At 64.3% G+C, this 15,096-nt stretch carries 14 protein-coding genes; 13 read left to right on the top strand and 1 reads right to left on the bottom strand.

The annotated features are described in order from the left end of the window. Nucleotides 1–101 precede the first annotated feature (101 nt). From B9A15_RS20215 to B9A15_RS20205, 3 genes are read left to right on the top strand one after another with little or no spacing between them, the layout of a single operon-like run. The gene (locus tag B9A15_RS20215; RefSeq protein ID WP_084412441.1) at nucleotides 102–422 is read left to right on the top strand and encodes a hypothetical protein; all 321 of its coding nucleotides are present in this window, start codon (nucleotides 102–104) and stop codon (nucleotides 420–422) included. After that, on the top strand, nucleotides 419–1,696 hold the full coding sequence (locus B9A15_RS20210) for a DUF7146 domain-containing protein (RefSeq protein ID WP_084412439.1): 1,278 nt from the start codon (nucleotides 419–421) through the stop codon (nucleotides 1,694–1,696). The genes B9A15_RS20215 and B9A15_RS20210 overlap by 4 nt, the downstream gene beginning before the upstream one ends. Continuing rightward, entirely contained in the window at nucleotides 1,684–3,255 is a 1,572-nt protein-coding gene (locus B9A15_RS20205; protein WP_084412437.1) for a DNA primase family protein, read from the top strand. The genes B9A15_RS20210 and B9A15_RS20205 overlap by 13 nt, the downstream gene beginning before the upstream one ends. A gap of 8 nt (nucleotides 3,256–3,263) precedes the next feature. Here the strand turns inward: B9A15_RS20205 and B9A15_RS20200 are convergent, their stop codons facing one another. Continuing rightward, a complete protein-coding gene (locus B9A15_RS20200; RefSeq protein ID WP_084412435.1) occupies nucleotides 3,264–4,079 on the bottom strand; it encodes a WYL domain-containing protein in 816 nt (271 codons plus the stop codon). Nucleotides 4,080–4,424: 345 nt separating this feature from the next. Here B9A15_RS20200 and B9A15_RS20195 point away from each other — a divergent pair, with 345 nt between their 5' ends. The 10 genes from B9A15_RS20195 (at nucleotide 4,425) to B9A15_RS20145 (ending at nucleotide 15,095) form a co-directional block, all read left to right on the top strand. Then, nucleotides 4,425–4,817: a hypothetical protein gene (locus B9A15_RS20195; RefSeq protein ID WP_084412432.1), complete on the top strand. Its 393-nt coding sequence runs from the start codon at nucleotides 4,425–4,427 to the stop codon at nucleotides 4,815–4,817. Then, nucleotides 4,814–5,569 (top strand): BRO-N domain-containing protein, encoded by a 756-nt coding sequence (locus B9A15_RS20190; RefSeq protein ID WP_084412430.1) that lies wholly within the window; start codon nucleotides 4,814–4,816, stop codon nucleotides 5,567–5,569. The genes B9A15_RS20195 and B9A15_RS20190 overlap by 4 nt, the downstream gene beginning before the upstream one ends. Nucleotides 5,570–6,149: 580 nt before the next feature. Next, nucleotides 6,150–7,043, top strand: a complete 894-nt coding sequence (locus B9A15_RS20180) for a hypothetical protein (RefSeq protein WP_139798513.1) — start codon at nucleotides 6,150–6,152, stop codon at nucleotides 7,041–7,043. Nucleotides 7,044–7,137: 94 nt separating this feature from the next. Beyond that, the gene (locus tag B9A15_RS20175) at nucleotides 7,138–7,719 is read left to right on the top strand and encodes a hypothetical protein (protein WP_084412423.1); all 582 of its coding nucleotides are present in this window, start codon (nucleotides 7,138–7,140) and stop codon (nucleotides 7,717–7,719) included. Between the two features lie 179 nt (nucleotides 7,720–7,898). Next, nucleotides 7,899–8,549, top strand: a complete 651-nt coding sequence (locus tag B9A15_RS20170; RefSeq protein WP_084412422.1) for a hypothetical protein — start codon at nucleotides 7,899–7,901, stop codon at nucleotides 8,547–8,549. A gap of 9 nt (nucleotides 8,550–8,558) precedes the next feature. Then, nucleotides 8,559–10,652 (top strand): phage terminase large subunit family protein, encoded by a 2,094-nt coding sequence (locus tag B9A15_RS20165; RefSeq protein ID WP_084412420.1) that lies wholly within the window; start codon nucleotides 8,559–8,561, stop codon nucleotides 10,650–10,652. Between the two features lie 25 nt (nucleotides 10,653–10,677). Then, complete coding sequence (locus tag B9A15_RS20160; RefSeq protein ID WP_170923378.1) at nucleotides 10,678–12,324, top strand: phage portal protein; 1,647 nt, start codon at nucleotides 10,678–10,680, stop codon at nucleotides 12,322–12,324. Beyond that, the gene (locus tag B9A15_RS20155) at nucleotides 12,321–13,652 is read left to right on the top strand and encodes a S49 family peptidase (protein ID WP_084412416.1); all 1,332 of its coding nucleotides are present in this window, start codon (nucleotides 12,321–12,323) and stop codon (nucleotides 13,650–13,652) included. The genes B9A15_RS20160 and B9A15_RS20155 overlap by 4 nt, the downstream gene beginning before the upstream one ends. A gap of 15 nt (nucleotides 13,653–13,667) precedes the next feature. Continuing rightward, the gene (locus B9A15_RS20150) at nucleotides 13,668–14,042 is read left to right on the top strand and encodes a head decoration protein (protein WP_084412414.1); all 375 of its coding nucleotides are present in this window, start codon (nucleotides 13,668–13,670) and stop codon (nucleotides 14,040–14,042) included. Between the two features lie 24 nt (nucleotides 14,043–14,066). Further along, nucleotides 14,067–15,095, top strand: a complete 1,029-nt coding sequence (locus B9A15_RS20145; RefSeq protein WP_084412412.1) for a major capsid protein — start codon at nucleotides 14,067–14,069, stop codon at nucleotides 15,093–15,095. Nucleotide 15,096 lies beyond the last annotated feature (1 nt).

Raw genomic sequence — 15,096 nt, 5'->3', positions numbered from 1 at the left:
ACTGGGGCCTGGAAACCGGCAGGGTCGACGCGGCGGCGTGACGCCGCCCCGCTCTTGTCTCGCGCCGTTTCCGTAAGCCCTTTTGCCCATGGAGATGTCCCATGACGAAGCATAGTTCGGCCGGGATCATCCCGGCCTCGGTGGAGGTCTTTGCCCAGATCAAACTGATCGCGCGGGCGGGCAGCCGCATCAATATCGCCTGCGCCTATGGCGAATATGAGCGCTTCACGCGTGGGCGGGGCGGCAAGCCGATCTCGGCGGCGAGTTTTGGCGCGGGGCTGACGGCAGTCGCGCGGGGCGCCGGCGGGATGCGCGACGACGATGTCGTCACGAATCTGGCGTGGCTCGAAAACCGGCACAGCCTTCTGACCTCGAAAGGGGCCGGGCCCAAAGGGGATCGGCCCAAGGGAGATCGGCAATGAGCGCGGCGACCGATCTCTTCATCGAAACCGCTCGGGGCGCCTCGATCGCCAGTGTGGTGCCGGCGCTGGGGCTGACCGGCCTGAAGCGGATCGGCACCGGCGAAGAGGCGGGCCCCTGCCCGATCGCCGGCGGCCGAGACGGCTTTGCGATCAACACGGCCAAAAACAGCTGGGTCTGCCGGAAATGCGGCGATGGCGGGCGTGACGCGATCGGCCTCGCCGCCCATGTGGCCGGGCTCGATGTCAAACGCCGGGCGGATTTCCTCGAAGCATGTTCGATGGTGACCGGCGAGGCCGTGCCCGAGGACGAAGCCTTGAGCGACGAACGCCGGGCGGAGCTGGCGAAGGCGCGGGAGGAGCGCCAGGCGGCGGCGGAGCGGGAGGTGGCCCGGCGGGAGGCTGAGCAGAACCGGTTTCGGGAGCGCGAGTGGGCGCGCTGTGTCGGCGATTGGAAGGCGGCCGGGCCGCTGACCGGATCACCGGCGGCGGCGTATCTCACCGCACGCGGCCTCGCGCTCCCCGACCCGGTTTATGCCCGTTGCCACCCGAATCTTCCCTATTGGTTCGGCCAGGGCAAGGCCGCCCAGGTGTTGCATCGAGGACCTGCGCTTCTTGTTATGTTCGTCAGGCCGGCGGGTGATGCATGGCAGCCGATTGGCTTGCATCGAACCTGGATCGACCTTTCCAACGGCCCAAAATTTCGGCCCTTCATCATCGATCCAGAAACCGGCGAGGCGCTGGCCACAAAGAAGATGCGCGGGACAAAGGCCGGGGGTCTCCTGCCGATCGCCGGGCGCTATTCGACCGCCATTCGCATGGTCGGCGGAGAAGGGATCGAATCCGTCATCGGTTTCGCCATGCGCGAGGCCGATGAAACCGGCGTCTTCCGGGATGACACGTTTTATTTTGCAGCGGGAGACCTCGGCAATCTGGCCGGGCGCTCGGTCGATCGCATGCGCCATCCGTCGCTGGTCAAGCCTGACCGGAAGGGCCGCAAGCGTCCTGTCTTCGTCCCGGGCGAGGAGCCGGACCTATCGAGCCCAGCCGCACCAATCCCAGATCATGTCGATGAGCTAGTCCTCCTGGGCGATGGTGATTCCGAACCGGTCTTCACCCGCTCGGCGATGGTTCGGGCCTGCCATCGTCACGCGCAAGATGGGCGCACGGTGCGCGCTGTCATCGCCGATCGCGGTTTCGATTGGGCCGAAAACGGCGCTGATCCGGCTTGGCCGCTGCCGGTGCCCACGGGCGAGGTTCACTCATGCCCGAGGTGATCGAATTCACAGGCGGTCGGCGCCCGGTGTCGGGCAAGCCCGGCAAGGAAGCCGATAAGCGCGAAGTGCAATTGGCGCTCAAGCCTTTGACGGATCTCGGCAATGTCGAGCGTTTTGTTGCCCGATATGGCGAGACGTTTCGCTGGTGTCTGGAACTTGGCTGGCTGGCCTGGGACGGTCGGCGCTGGGTGATCGAGGACGCCGAAACCCGAGCCATGCTTGCCATTTATGACACCGTGCGCGCAATCCAGACGGAGGGCTTCGCGCTGGCCGCATCACCGGAGGATTTTGAAGTCCAGCCGGCCACGCGCGGCAAAGAGGCGGTCTTCCTGTCGGAAAAGGTGAAGCAGTGGGGCCGGTCGTCGGAATCGAAGGGCCATATCGAGGCGCTGGTGAAGCTCTCCTGCCGCAAGCTCTCCATTCGGCCGGACATGCTGGACGCCGACCCGATGCTGTTCAACGTCCGCAATGGCACGCTGGTCTTTCGTCGGCCGGAAGACTGTCCGGACGGGGAAGACCTTGTCACGATCAAGCCGCATGATGCTGGTGATCTGATCACCAAGCTCGCACCGGTGGATTTCGATCCGGACGCAGGTCGGCCCGTCTTCGACGGCTTTTTCGAGCGCGTACAGCCCGACGCGGCACATCGGCGGTATCTCGCTCAATGGTGTGGCTATAGCGCGCTCGGAAATGCCGACGAACACAAGATCGCATTCTTCTACGGCAAGGGCCGGAACGGCAAATCGACCTTCACCGACGCTGTCTCCTTCGTCTTCGGCGATTACTCCGACACGGTGCCGATCGAGACGTTTCTCGATCAGGGCGCCAAGCGAAAGGGCGGCGACGCGACGCCCGAATTGGCTGACCTGCGCCGCGTGCGGATGCTGCTCACATCGGAGCCGGAAAAGGGCGCCAAACTCGCCGAAGCGAAGATCAAGCTCGTGACCGGCGGCGAGGTGGTGAAGGTCCGGCATCTGAACAAGGACTTTTTCCGCCTCAAGCCGGAATTCACGGTCACCATGGCCGGCAATTACCGGCCGGAGATCACCGGGTCCGACGATGGCATCAAGGCGCGCGTCGATCTCGTTCCCTGGTCTGTCCATATCCCGCGCGAGGAGCGCGACAAGCGTCTCGCCAAGAAGCTTGAGGCCGAGGCCTCGGGCATCCTCAATTTCGTGCTCGATGGCGTTCGCGACTATCTGGAGAACGGGCTCGTCACGCCCGCCTCGATCCTGGAAGCGACGGAGCAGTATTTCGCCGACTCCGATCCCCTTGGCCGGTTCCTGGAACTCTGCGTCCGATCACATGACGGCAGCCGGGTCCAGTCCTCCGAACTCCACCGCCTGCATTCGGCCTGGGCGAAGGCGGCCGGTGAAAACGAATGGTCGAATAAAGGCTTCACCAAGGCGATGAAGGAGCGCGGCTGGCGCTCGAAACAGTCGAACAATGTCTATTGGCTGGACATGGTGACGGTGAAGACCGTCGGTGACTTCATCGATGCGGATGGCAATGTTCGCAAGGGCGAGGGCGACGAATATGAGCCGGGGTATGCGGGATGAGTTTCTTTTCAGTACCGGCTACGCAAATATTGGCCAAGGTCCTTGATTGGACGGTTCGTCTTCAGATTTCTTGCTGCCTGGATACGGTCACTGCGAAAAGTGCGATCGGCACCTCGCAGGGAGCAGTCTGCTTTGATGTAGACCCAAGACTCAGAACGCACGAGATGGATGCTTTTCGGTCTGATCGTTCGCTCTGTAACAACGCCGTCCTCGTCTGCGTATTGGATCCAGAATTCCAGATCATCGCCGATGGAGCGATTGTAGACTTCATCCCACGATTCTGCATTGTAGGGCTTTCTGGCCGGGTCTTCGACCAAGTTCATCTGACGGCCGCGCCAGGGCTCACCAGGCGTCGGATTCCAATTCTCACGATTGGCCTTGGCAATACCTTCACGAACCAAGCTGATATCACGAAGCACTGCCTCTGCGTTCCGGCCAGCGGTCGAGCGAACTGCTCGCGCCCACGATCTGTCGACGAATTCGCCAGCTTCGTATCGAGCCAGCTTGCCGATAAGACGCTCAGTAAGCTCGCCCGCTCCGTGGTCTATCCGCTTCAAGTCACTCTCGGCGTGCTTCGGGTTTCTAGCCGTTCGAACCAATCGTGCGGCGTCTTCCGCAAACACCTGAAGGGCATCACAGTCGCGATCAATCTCGCGTTGCAGCCTCTCGGCGTCACTGAGCATTCCTTGTCGCGGAAAACCCTGGTTCGTGTGGTCGAAATAGGAACGCGAGGCTTTGGCCTTTTCTCGGCGGTCGTGGCGCCAGAAAAATATTCCGCCAAGCAAGATCATAATGATCAGCCAGAAAATGTTCGTCTCGCCCATGTTTGCCCCTCGTCGCGGGATGGAAGGCCACCACAGGATGTTGCTTTCGTCCAGTCCTTGACGCTCGCCATCTTCGAGCGCATTCTCACCGGGTCCGATCGAAAACGGGTCGGATGCGGGGTGGTAGCCGCTTCAGTGATCGTGGCGCGCAAGACGCGCCGGACGCTCGTCCGAGCGCGTTTTTTCACGCCCGGACTCTGCGTCCCGGCGTCCTATGGTCAGGCGCGTCGGGGGGCCGAAAGGCTCGCCGGTTCCCACGGTCACCGGTCTACCAATCCGGCGTCGCCTGGCCACCCGTTTGGTAGCGAGCGGTCAGGTCCAACACAGATCGTGGAGACCACCGCTATGGCTTTGCCCAGCGAACGGGCCGTCGCGCCCTCAAGCGACCTTCTTTTCACCCGTGATTTCATCCTGCATCTGATCGAGCGATCGGATGTCACACGCCTGAGGAATGGCCATTTCCGGCTGGTCCTGCCGGTGACCGGCGAGGATCTGGACCGGCTCGCCGCCCTTGGCGCGGCCTGTGAGGATTTCGAAGAGGACGATCACAGCGAAGAGGGCGATCCGGCCGAGGCCGATGGCAGCGACGAGCCGGAGCTCGGCTGGTTGATCCGCTCCGGCCTGGCCGGCTCGGGCTGCGAGGAACCGTGCCGCCATGACCATTTCCGGCGCTATCGGGATGAATTCGACTTTGACGGTGTCTGCGCCGAGCCAGAGTTGGTGGGAGGCGCAGAATGACCGGGCTTCAAACTTTCGATTTCGAGGGCGATCCGGTGCGGGTCGAATTCGATGGTGACGATCCGCTGTTCAACGGTCGGGATTGTTGTCGATGCCTGTCCATTGAGAAGCCGGAGAATGCTTTCGCACGTATTCCAGCTGACGAAAAGGGTGCCCGCAGTACGGGTACCCCTGGCGGTGAACAGATGATGGTCTGGCTTCGCGAGCCGGGCCTCTATCGGCTGATCTTCGAAAGCCGGAAGGCGGAAGCTGAGCGGTTCAAGCGCTGGGTCTTTCATGATGTCCTGCCTTCGATCCGCAGGACCGGGGCCTATGGGCGTGAAGACCTTCCGTTGGCCGATCTCGCCCAGCTCTCGCGCATCTGCGACACGGTGCGCCGGACCCATGGGATCGCGGCCGCGCGCAAGATATGGGCCGATCGCGGCGGGCCGGAGTTGCCGGTCGGCGCCGGCGAACGGCCCGTGCCGCAACCATCCTCCGACCATCAGGCGCGGCTGATCCCGATCGTCGCCGATTTCCTGGCCGATTGCTGCGAAGCGGAGGCGACCGCGCGGGTGCAGGCGCGCCCGCTCTATCAGGCCTTCTGCCGCTGGGCCGCGATCACCGGCCAACCCACCATGACGGAAAATATGTTCGGCCGCACAATGGTGCTGATCGGCCATGAGCGAAAGCAAAGCAACAGCAACCATTGGCTCGGTCTGAGGCTGAAGACCGAAGTGATGAGGAAGTTGGAACGGAGTGGAGAGGCGTGATGCTGATGAAAAATGTCGAAGCCGATGCGCCGGTGATGTCGAAGGAACCGACTTGCCAGGACTGCCGACACTGGGACGTGGTGAACGAGGATTTCGCGGAAGGCAAGAGTAACCAACGATGCCTTCAGGAGGCGGACCTTCCGAAAAATATCAGACCACGCCCCGCTTTCGGTCTCTGTCGCCATTCGCCGCCGGCAGCCTCGCGATCGCCTTGGCCTGTGACCTGTATGAACGACTGGTGTGGTGCGTTCGACGAACTCCCTGACGAAGACGGTTCGACCTATGCCGAAGCGTGAGCCGTTCGACCCCGCGCCCCTCTCGCAGAGGGGTTCGGGCTTTGCCCAAACCGCACTCCACCCTCCCGAAACCGGGAGAGTGATGGGAGGGTCAGCGAGGACTGGAAGCCTTGCCCAGCAGGGCGTTGGGAGGGTTTGGGAGGAACGGGAGCGTTTTTTGCGGCGACCCACATATACATGCGGGGGCGCGCCTGGGCGCGCATGGAGATCAGTCAATTATAAGCTCCCAACCCTCCCATCCTCCCAATCCAATTCAATAAACTACTGAAAAGGCTGGAAAAGACATGAAAACGGTGCGGGAAGGTGTGGGACGATACGCTGAAATAGCGGGAAGATCGGCCTCGATCGAAGCCTGGTTGGCCTGGGCGTTCCGGGAAGAGCTGCCGAAGGCGGGATCGGGGAAGGTGGCTGGCTTCGGATCGGGTTGGAGCATGTTCGACAATCTCGCCAAACTCGGCGTCGAGATCGATCACATGAACGGCTTCTGGTGTACGATCGACCACTCGGCCGAATGCGATCCGCATCCCCATGCCGTGATCATCGGCCAGGCGGTGAAGCGGATGGCCGATGTGAGCTTCGAGGCGCCGGACGGCTATGATCTGCTCGCCGATATCCGGCTCAGCCATGGCTCGGCCTTGACCGACGAAGAGCGCGAAGACGCTATGGCGCGGGGCATTGCCATGGCGCGGCTCGGCGAAAACCGGGTGCCGGGCGCCTTGATCCGCCTCGCCATGCTCGGAACCGTGCCGGATTTCGCCGCCGAAGAGCGATATGTCCGGCGTGATGTCACCGGGCCGAACGGTAAGCCGCGCTGGTTTCGGCGCGTTCTTCGGCAAGACGGCGAAGGGCGCCCGACGCATGAGGTCGAGATCGATGGCTATGATCGGATCAAGGGGCGGCCCTATCGCGGAGCCTATCGCAAGACGGTGGTTGCGCCGGATCTGGCGATCCTGGTCGCTGACCGGGCCGACTATCAGGCTTGGGTTCTGTCGCTGAACGTGCTTGCCGCCGAAGTTGGCGCGGCGATCGGCGAAGAGATCGGGCGCAGCGATCGACCGCTCTGGCCCTGGGAGAGCGGGATCGCTGGCGAGACTTTCGAAGCGGAAAACCCCGGCAATGCGCGCCTGCGGTCTCCTGAGGGCGAAGGCGAGGCAAAGTTATCCACAAGGGCGGCTTGACCTGCGGCAGGAATTTGGTGGATACCAAGCACAGATGAAAAGATCGAGCGCCTCGGGTCACCCACCCGGGGCGTTTTTGTTTGGGAGATCACCCATGACCGTCGTGATCCGCTGGGATGACCGCTCGGGTCTTGAGCGGATGATGCGGGGCTTTCGCGGCCTGAGCGATGCAAAGCTCAACAGTGCTTTTGCGCAGGCGCTGAACCATACGGGCGGCAAGGCGCGCAGGAAGGTGCGCCAAAATCTCACCAAACAGACCGGCCTTCGTCGAAAGACGATCGTTGCGGCGGTCAAGGAGCAAAAGGCTCGCTCGTCGAACCTTCGGCACGTTCTGGCCTCGCAAGGTGGGAACATCCGAGTGACGTTCTTCTCGCCGAAGGAGAGCGAGGCGGGCGTGATCGCCAAGCCTTTCGGGCGAGCAACGCTCTATCCGGGTTCCTTCATGCGCGGCGGCGCCTGGCCCGATCGTGTCGATACCACACGGTTCGGCGGTCATGTGATGTACCGGGAGACGAGCGGGAAATGGCCCGTGGCGTCGGCCCGCTCGGGCGTCGTGATCCCGGACGAAATGGTCAAGGGTGCGACGGCCGCGGCCTGGGAAGGCATGATGAACAGCGATCTGGAGCGGCGCGTGCTCTACGACGTCAACCGCGCCTCGGGCGGCCTCTTCCGCTGAGGCGACCCGGCGGGTGGCTCGGGGCCACCCCCGGCATAGGGACCGTTTGCGCCAAACCCCCACGCGCGGCACGGGGGAGCCCTGGAAAATCGCCAGTGGGTGGGTCGGAAAGCGGTACACGGACGCACAGTTGATGCACGTGTGGGCGCACGGATGGGGCTTTGAGGGTTGAGAGAGCGATGAGCGAAGAGTGGGTGTCGATCACGGAGGCGGCGGCGCGGCTGTCGGCCGCTGGCGACATCGTCGATCGCTCGACCCTCTCCCGGTATGTCTCGCAGCATGCGGAGGCTTTGGAGACGCGGCGCGAGGGGCGCAGCAATCTCGTTGAGTTCGGCGCCCTGGCGCAGCATCGCTCCGAGAATGTCCGTCTGAGGCCGATCGTGACGGGCACTGCGACGCCGGCGCCGGTCGCCCGGAACGCGCCGCCGAGCGGCCAGCGGCGGTTCGCCGGGACGCAATCCGATGGTGTCGCCCGGAAGGCTCTCGCCGATGCCGAGCTGCGCGAGATGGAGCTCGCGGCCAAGCGCCGGCAACTGACGCCGACGGCCGAGGTCGACCGGGCGGGCCGCGAGGCGGTCGCTCTGATGACGAGCGCCTTCGAGCGGGCGATCGAGACGGAGGCGGCGGAGGTCTCGCTGCGCTTCGGTTGGGACGAGCGTCAGGCGCGCGTTGCCTTCAAGAAATTCGCGCGTCAGGGCCTCACGGTCTTCCATCGCGAGATGCTCGACCGGCTCGATCAGATGCGCCGTGCCGCTGATAATGGGGCCGCTGACGTGTCGGAGACTGCCGGCCATGACGGCGGTGCCCCGTCCGAGCTGCGGCTTCAATAGACCGTCGGCATGGATGCCCGCCTCGCCTTTCCCGATCTCGCCGCCGGCGAGACGGTTCTCTTTGGCGGTCTGGCCTCGGCAAGCCGACCGGTCGAAGAGCTGACCATTTCGGAATGGGCGGATCGCTATCGCGTTGTCTCGGCCGAATCCGGGTCGCCTTGGCCGGGACCATTCCGAACCGACCGGGTGCCGTATCTGCGCGAGCCACAGGACTGCCTTCATCCGGACCATCCGGCCCGGCGCGTGACGGCGCGATGGGCGGCCCAGCTCGGCAAGTCGACGGCGATCGAAAACTGGTTCGGCTTCATCGTCGACCAAGCGCCCGGCTCGATGATGATCGTTCTGCCGACGCTGGAGGAGGCGACGAAGTTCAATCGGGTGAAGCTGCAGCCGACGATCGACGCCTCGCCGCGCATCCGGCACAAGGTGGTTCCGGTCTCCTCGCGCGACGAGCAGGGCTCGACGACGAGCTTCAAGCGCTATGCCGGCGGCTTCTGTCAGGTGGTCAATGCAGGCTCGTCGAAGGGCCTGCAGATGGTCTCGATCAAATATCTCGCCATGGATGAGGTCACCGGCTATCCGGCCGATGTCGACGGGCGCGGCAGCCCTCGGGATCAGGCGCGCTCGCGCCAGAAGATGTATGGCGATCTCGCCAAGGAGTGGGAAGGATCGACGCCGGGACTTCTCGGCGACTGCGCGATCACGGCCGATTTTGAGGCGGGTGATCGGCGGTTCTATTATGTGCCCTGCCCCCATTGCGGGACTTATCAGCCGCTGACCTTTGACCAGATGCGGCCCTCAAGTGAGGCTGGACCTGTTCATATCCGGTGCCTGTCCTGCGATGGAATGATCCTCGACGGGCACAAGGCCGAGCTTCTCGCTGGCGGCGTCTGGATCGCGACCCGCGTCGGCGAGGGTGAAGAGGCGGTGCCCGACCGGCTCGATGCGGAGGCAATTCAGCGCTGGCGCTGCCCCCCATGCGAGGGCCGGTGCCGCGATTGGCAGCCGAGCTATCATCTCTGGGCGGCCTATGCGCCGAAGGAGCGGTTCGCGGACATTCTCGCCCGCGCCGAAGACGCCGAGCAGGACGCCTCGAAAATGCGGGTGTTCTGCCAGCAGGATCTGGCCGAGCCCTATGATCCGGGCGGTCTGGCGCTGGATTGGGAATCTCTGGTCCAGGCCGCGCGCGCTCGGCCCTATGAAGCGCGCATCGTGCCCGCCGATGCCGGCCTGCTGGTCTCGGCGGCCGACGTTCAAGGCTATGGCATCAAGTGGCTGGTCATGGCGATCGGTCCGCGCGGCCAGCGCTTCGTCATCGATGCCCGCGTCTTCGAGGGCGAGCCCGATCGCAGCGACGAGCCCTGGATCGCGCTCGCCGACGCGCTGCAGGAAACCTATCGGACGCCGAATGGCGGCGAGATCGGGCTCGATCTGTCCGGCGTCGATTCCGGCTTTGCGACCGATCGGGTCTATCGGTTCTGCGCCGGTCGCCCGGCGGTGTTGCCGCTTGACGGGCGCCATCAGCCGGGCCTCGCCTGGCTCGGAACGCCGGTCAAGCGCGAGGTGAAGGACGAGCGGGGGCGTGTTCAGGCGCGGGTGCTGCTCTATCCGGTCGGAAACTACGATGTGAAGACGGAGGTCGTCGGCGGCCTGTCGAACTTCATGACGGGGCCGGACGGCGCCGGGCAGTTCCCGAGGAACACGCTGCATCTGACGCCTTCGATCGTCGACGAGGATTTCGCCAAGGAGCTGACGGCCGAGCGCCTCGTCGATCCGGAAGAGACAATCCAGTCGGCCCGCGGGCGCAAAAGCCGGCTGATCAGTCCGCGCGCGGTTCGCGAATGGAAGAAACTGCCAGGCCGCAAGAACGACTGGTTCGATTGTTCGGTCTATGCGACGGCGCTTGGCTGGCATCTGGAGCGCCAGCGCCGCCTGACGGGCGAGCGTTGGGCCGATCTTCTTGTCGCCGTTCATGGCAGCGAAAGCGCGCCCGATCTCTTTTCGCCGCCGGTGGACCCGTTCCGGCCGACGGCCAAGTCGCAGACGAATGTCACCGGTCCGAGCCTTGCCGATCTTTCGGCGGCGCTCAACCGCAGAGACTGACACCATCTTAAATCGAAGGATCGGCATGGGCCTCATGCAAGCGATTGGAAGCCGGGTCAGGGGCGCTCTGACGGTCGGTGAGGGCGGACTGCGTCCTCAACCGGCTGCCGGCTATCTGCGCGGTCTGCCCGAGGCGCAGATCCTTGCGATCCCGACGCCGATCCTGCGCGACGCCAAGGAGGATGTTCGCATCGCCTGGGGCCGGGCGGCGGCTCGCGCGGTCGATGCGCTCCACAACAATGGCTGGATTGCCGGTGTCACCGAGCAGATGATCTCGTTGATGATCGGCGACGGTCTCAAGCCAAATCTGAAGCCCGACTTCTCATGGGCCGGATGGGACGAGGCGCAGTCGGCGGCCTGGGCGCGGCGGGCGGAGCGGCGCTTCCAGGCCTGGGCGTCGAACCGTTGGGCCTGCGATGCCGGGGGACGCTACACGCTGGCGCAGATCCAGGCGGCCTCCGTCCGCTCCTGGTTCGGTGCCGGCGAGGCAGTGGCCGAGCTTCCCTCGATCGAGCGACCGGGGATCGAATGGCGCACGAAGCTTCGGCTCCTGCCGGCCCATTGGCTGAGCCAGAAGTCCAGTGAATTGGAGCGGCTCGATCATGGGGTGTTCATTGACGGTCATGGCGCACCGGCAGGCTACCTCTTCGAGGTGAAATCCCGCTTCGGGATGCGGACCGAACTTCGCAAGGCCGCCCGCGATGGCTATGGGCGCCCGATCATCGCTCATGTCTTCGACGGCACGGCGGGACAGGTGCGGGGCATCACGCCCTTCGCGCCGATCCTGAAAGTGCTTCGGGATTATGATCAACTGTCGAACGCGACCCTCACGGCGACGATGATCCATGCGATCTTCGCCGCCACCGTCGAGAGCGACTATCCGACGAGCGAGGTTCTCGACGCCCTGTCGCCGGCGCCGACCGCCACCGGCCAGCTGGAAGGGCCCGGCGGCTTCATGGCCTTCATGGCCCAGAAGCTCGGCTGGCATCAGAATGTCGATATCGATCTCGGGCGGGGATCGGGTGTTGCTCATCTTCTGCCCGGCGAAAAGCTGATGCTTCATTCGTCGAAGTCGCCAAACGCCAATTACGAGCCCTTCGCGAATTTTCTCCTGCGCGAAATCGCGCGCTGCGCGGGTGCGATGTTCGAGGACCTGACCGGCGACTTTCGCGGAGCGACCTATTCCTCGGTCCGCGCCGGCATCGCCAAGCAATGGCCGCTGGTTCTCTATCGCCGCAAGCATGTGCCGGTGCCGATCTCCGATGCCGCCCTCGAAGCCTTCCTCGAGGAGGAAATCGACAATGGCTATCTCGAAATTCCTGGCGGCATCGAAGCTTTTCTTGCGCACAAGGCGGCGATCTGCCGGGCGACATGGCGAGGACCGGCCAAGCCTGTCGCCGACGAGCTGAAGGCCGCCAAGGCCCATGAGATGTACCGCTTGATGGGCACCATGACCGACGAACAGATCTGCGCCGATCTCGGCGAGGACTGGGAGGATGTCTATCAGCAGCGCGCCTATGAGAAGGCGCGGCGCGAGGACCTCACCATTCATGGCGGCGTCACCAATGGAGGGGCGGACATCGACCAGATGCTCGATCCGGAGCCGGCGGCCATCCTTCCGCAGGCAGGCGCATCACAAAGAGGCCCGGCGCCAAGAGGAGGGTCTCAATGACAGTTCTGGCTCATATCGCGGATCGCGTTCTGAACCGCCCGCTCTTGATCACGCCGGACAAGGCGCAGGTCATCCTGTCGGTCCTATCGGGTCGCATCGGCCTTTCGTCGCCGGAGGCCAGCCGGTTCGAGGGCGACCCGTATCGGCGGGATGCGAACGGCCAGCCGATCAGCATCAATCCTTACCGGGTCTCGGGCGGCGTCGCGATCGTCACGATCACCGGCTCGCTGGTCAATCGCGGGGCCTGGATCGGCGCTTCGTCGGGGCTCACCTCTTATGAGGGCATACAGCATCAGCTGAAGACGGCGGCGTCCGATCCGGCCGTTCATTCGGTGATCCTCGACATGGCGTCGCCTGGAGGCGAGGCGACCGGAGCGATGGAGACCGCTTCTATGGTCCGCGATCTGGCGAAGACCAAGCGAACCGTAGCTGTCGTCAATGGCATGGCCTGTTCGGCAGCCTATGCGATCGCGTCGGGCGCCAGCGAGATCGTGTCGAGCGAGACGAGCATATCGGGCTCGATCGGCGTGGTGCTTCTTCACGCCGATATTTCCCGCCAGCTCGCCGAGGAAGGCGTGACGCCAACCCTGATCTTTGCCGGGGCTCACAAAGTCGATGGCAATCCCTTCGAGCCTTTGCCCGAATCCGTTCGATCCGACCTGCAGGCCGAGGTCGACGCCTTCTATGGCGCCTTCACGAGCGCCGTTGGCAAGGGCCGCGGTTCACGACTGACCGCGAAAGCGGCCGCTGCGACCGAGGCCCGCATCTTTGTCGGTCCGGCAGCGGTCGCGGCAGGCATCGCCGATCGGGTCGGAACCTTCGAAGCGGTCCTCGCCGATCTTCAGCGGGCCTCATCGGCTCGATCCAGTCAGCCAAGTTCAAGGAGAAGAAAAATGGAGAATGAGACAGGCGTGCCCGCCGCTCATCAAGGCCCATCCCAGGGCGAGCATGCGGCGAAGGTCGCCACGGCGCGAGACGAGGGCCGCAAGGCCGGTCGTAGCGAAGGCATCGCCGACGTCGCGGCCGTTCTCGGCGCCGAAGGCATTGCCGGCAACGCCGCCCGCATGTCGGCCGCCGTCGAGTTTCTGGCCGAAGGCCTCTCGGCCGAGAAGGCGACGGCCTTTGCGACCAAGCACATTGCCGATGCTGGCCCGGCCGCGGGCGTCGCTCACCAGGGCAACGGGCGCCCAACGCTCCCCGGGGCGCATCTCACCGAGCGGGCGAGCATCCCCGACAGCCTGGCCGCTGCCGGTATCGGCGCTGGCGAGAGGCAGAAATCGACGGCCGCTCTCTCCGAGGCTGTCGCGCGCACCAACAAGCGGCGCTGACGAAAGGACCGACCCATGACCGTTTTGACCGAAGACCGTTTTGCGGGCGCTGCCCATTACATCGTGTCCGAGGCGACCGGCTACCGCTCGCGGGGGACCGGCGTCGTTGCGTCCGGTGCCGGTGCGCTGAAAGCCGGTGCCGTGCTCGGGCAGGTCACGGCGACGAAGAAGTTCGTCGCTTTCGCGCCCGCTGCCTCGGACGGATCCCAGACCGCCGCGGCGATCCTCTTCGAGGGCTGTGACGCGACCTCTGCCGACGTCACCCGGACGCTGACCCTCCGAGACACGGAGGTTCATGCCGAGGTCCTGCATTTCGCCGAGGGCGTCACCGACGCCCAGAAGACTGCCGCCGTCGCGTCCCTCGCGAGCCACGGCATCATTGCCCGCTGACCTCACTTTAGGAGCCGACACCTCATGGCCCTCGTCACTAATATCTTCGCCCAGAATGCCTGGGGCGTCGTCGAATTCCACGAGGACATCGTGGAAAAGATCGAATTCAAGCCGCAGATGCTCGGCTCCCTCGGTCTCTTCGAACCGATCTATTCGCGCTCTCGCACCATCGCGATTGCCAAGAAGGATGGCACGATGTCGCTCATCCCGACCTCTCAGCTGGGCGAGCCACCCGCCGAGCTCGTCCCGAAGGGCGCCAAGGTTCAGAAGTTCGACACGGTGCGGCTCGCCAAGGGGTCGACCGTCTTTGCCGCAGAGCTCGCCGCGGTGACTGCGTTGCCTTTCGAGCTGCAGACCCGTGAAGTGGCGCAGGAGATCAGCGATCGAACCGGCTCGATCATGGACGATCTCGAACTCACCTGGGAGCATATGCGCTTCGGGGCGATCCAGGGGAAGGTGCTCGACGCCGATGGATCGACCGTCATTCTCGACTGGTTCGACTTCTGGGGCGTCGCCGAGCCCGCGGAGGTCAATTTCGCGCTCGACACCGAGACGACGGATGTTCGCAAGAAATGCCGCGACATCAAGCGCGCCATGGCCGTCGCCTCCAAGGGCAATTGGACCCCGTCCGCCCGCGTCGGGGCGCTGTGCGGATCGAGCTTCTATGACAGTCTCGTCAATCACAAGCAGATCAAGGAGACCAAACTCGGCACCGAGCGGGCGGTGACGCTCGAAGGGATCGAGGGCTTTTCCGCGATCGAGATCGAGGGGATCGTCTTCATCGACTATCGCGGGACCGACGATGGCTCGACGATCGCGATCGGCACCGACAAGGCACGGTTCTTTCCGATCGGCATGCGCGGTGCCTTCAAGGTCGCCTATTCGCCAGCGAACGAGTTCAAGCCTTATCTCAATCAGCGCGGCCGGGAATATTACGGCCTCTTGCTGGCCGATCCGTCGGGCCGGGAGGCATGGGACCGGGTGGAGCTCTATTCCTATCCGATGTTCGTCTGCACCCTGCCTGAGACTCTCCTTCGTGCGAGGAAATCCTGAC

The sequence above is a fragment of the Fulvimarina manganoxydans genome (assembly GCF_900176465.1).
GTDB lineage: Bacteria > Pseudomonadota > Alphaproteobacteria > Rhizobiales > Rhizobiaceae > Fulvimarina > Fulvimarina manganoxydans.
The sequence above is the reverse complement of the archived record's forward strand: the minus strand, read 5'-3'. Positions and strand labels throughout refer to the sequence as shown.

Bases quoted from the DNA above. Each gene is read 5' to 3' on its own strand.
- B9A15_RS20215 (WP_084412441.1), top strand. From the start codon at position 102: ATGACGAAGCATAGTTCGGCCGGGATCATCCCGGCCTCGGTGGAGGTC.
- B9A15_RS20210 (WP_084412439.1), top strand. From the start codon at position 419: ATGAGCGCGGCGACCGATCTCTTCATCGAAACCGCTCGGGGCGCCTCG.
- B9A15_RS20205 (WP_084412437.1), top strand. From the start codon at position 1,684: ATGCCCGAGGTGATCGAATTCACAGGCGGTCGGCGCCCGGTGTCGGGC.
- B9A15_RS20200 (WP_084412435.1), bottom strand. From the start codon at position 4,079: ATGGGCGAGACGAACATTTTCTGGCTGATCATTATGATCTTGCTTGGC.
- B9A15_RS20195 (WP_084412432.1), top strand. From the start codon at position 4,425: ATGGCTTTGCCCAGCGAACGGGCCGTCGCGCCCTCAAGCGACCTTCTT.
- B9A15_RS20190 (WP_084412430.1), top strand. From the start codon at position 4,814: ATGACCGGGCTTCAAACTTTCGATTTCGAGGGCGATCCGGTGCGGGTC.
- B9A15_RS20180 (WP_139798513.1), top strand. From the start codon at position 6,150: ATGAAAACGGTGCGGGAAGGTGTGGGACGATACGCTGAAATAGCGGGA.
- B9A15_RS20175 (WP_084412423.1), top strand. From the start codon at position 7,138: ATGACCGTCGTGATCCGCTGGGATGACCGCTCGGGTCTTGAGCGGATG.
- B9A15_RS20170 (WP_084412422.1), top strand. From the start codon at position 7,899: ATGAGCGAAGAGTGGGTGTCGATCACGGAGGCGGCGGCGCGGCTGTCG.
- B9A15_RS20165 (WP_084412420.1), top strand. From the start codon at position 8,559: ATGGATGCCCGCCTCGCCTTTCCCGATCTCGCCGCCGGCGAGACGGTT.
- B9A15_RS20160 (WP_170923378.1), top strand. From the start codon at position 10,678: ATGGGCCTCATGCAAGCGATTGGAAGCCGGGTCAGGGGCGCTCTGACG.
- B9A15_RS20155 (WP_084412416.1), top strand. From the start codon at position 12,321: ATGACAGTTCTGGCTCATATCGCGGATCGCGTTCTGAACCGCCCGCTC.
- B9A15_RS20150 (WP_084412414.1), top strand. From the start codon at position 13,668: ATGACCGTTTTGACCGAAGACCGTTTTGCGGGCGCTGCCCATTACATC.
- B9A15_RS20145 (WP_084412412.1), top strand. From the start codon at position 14,067: ATGGCCCTCGTCACTAATATCTTCGCCCAGAATGCCTGGGGCGTCGTC.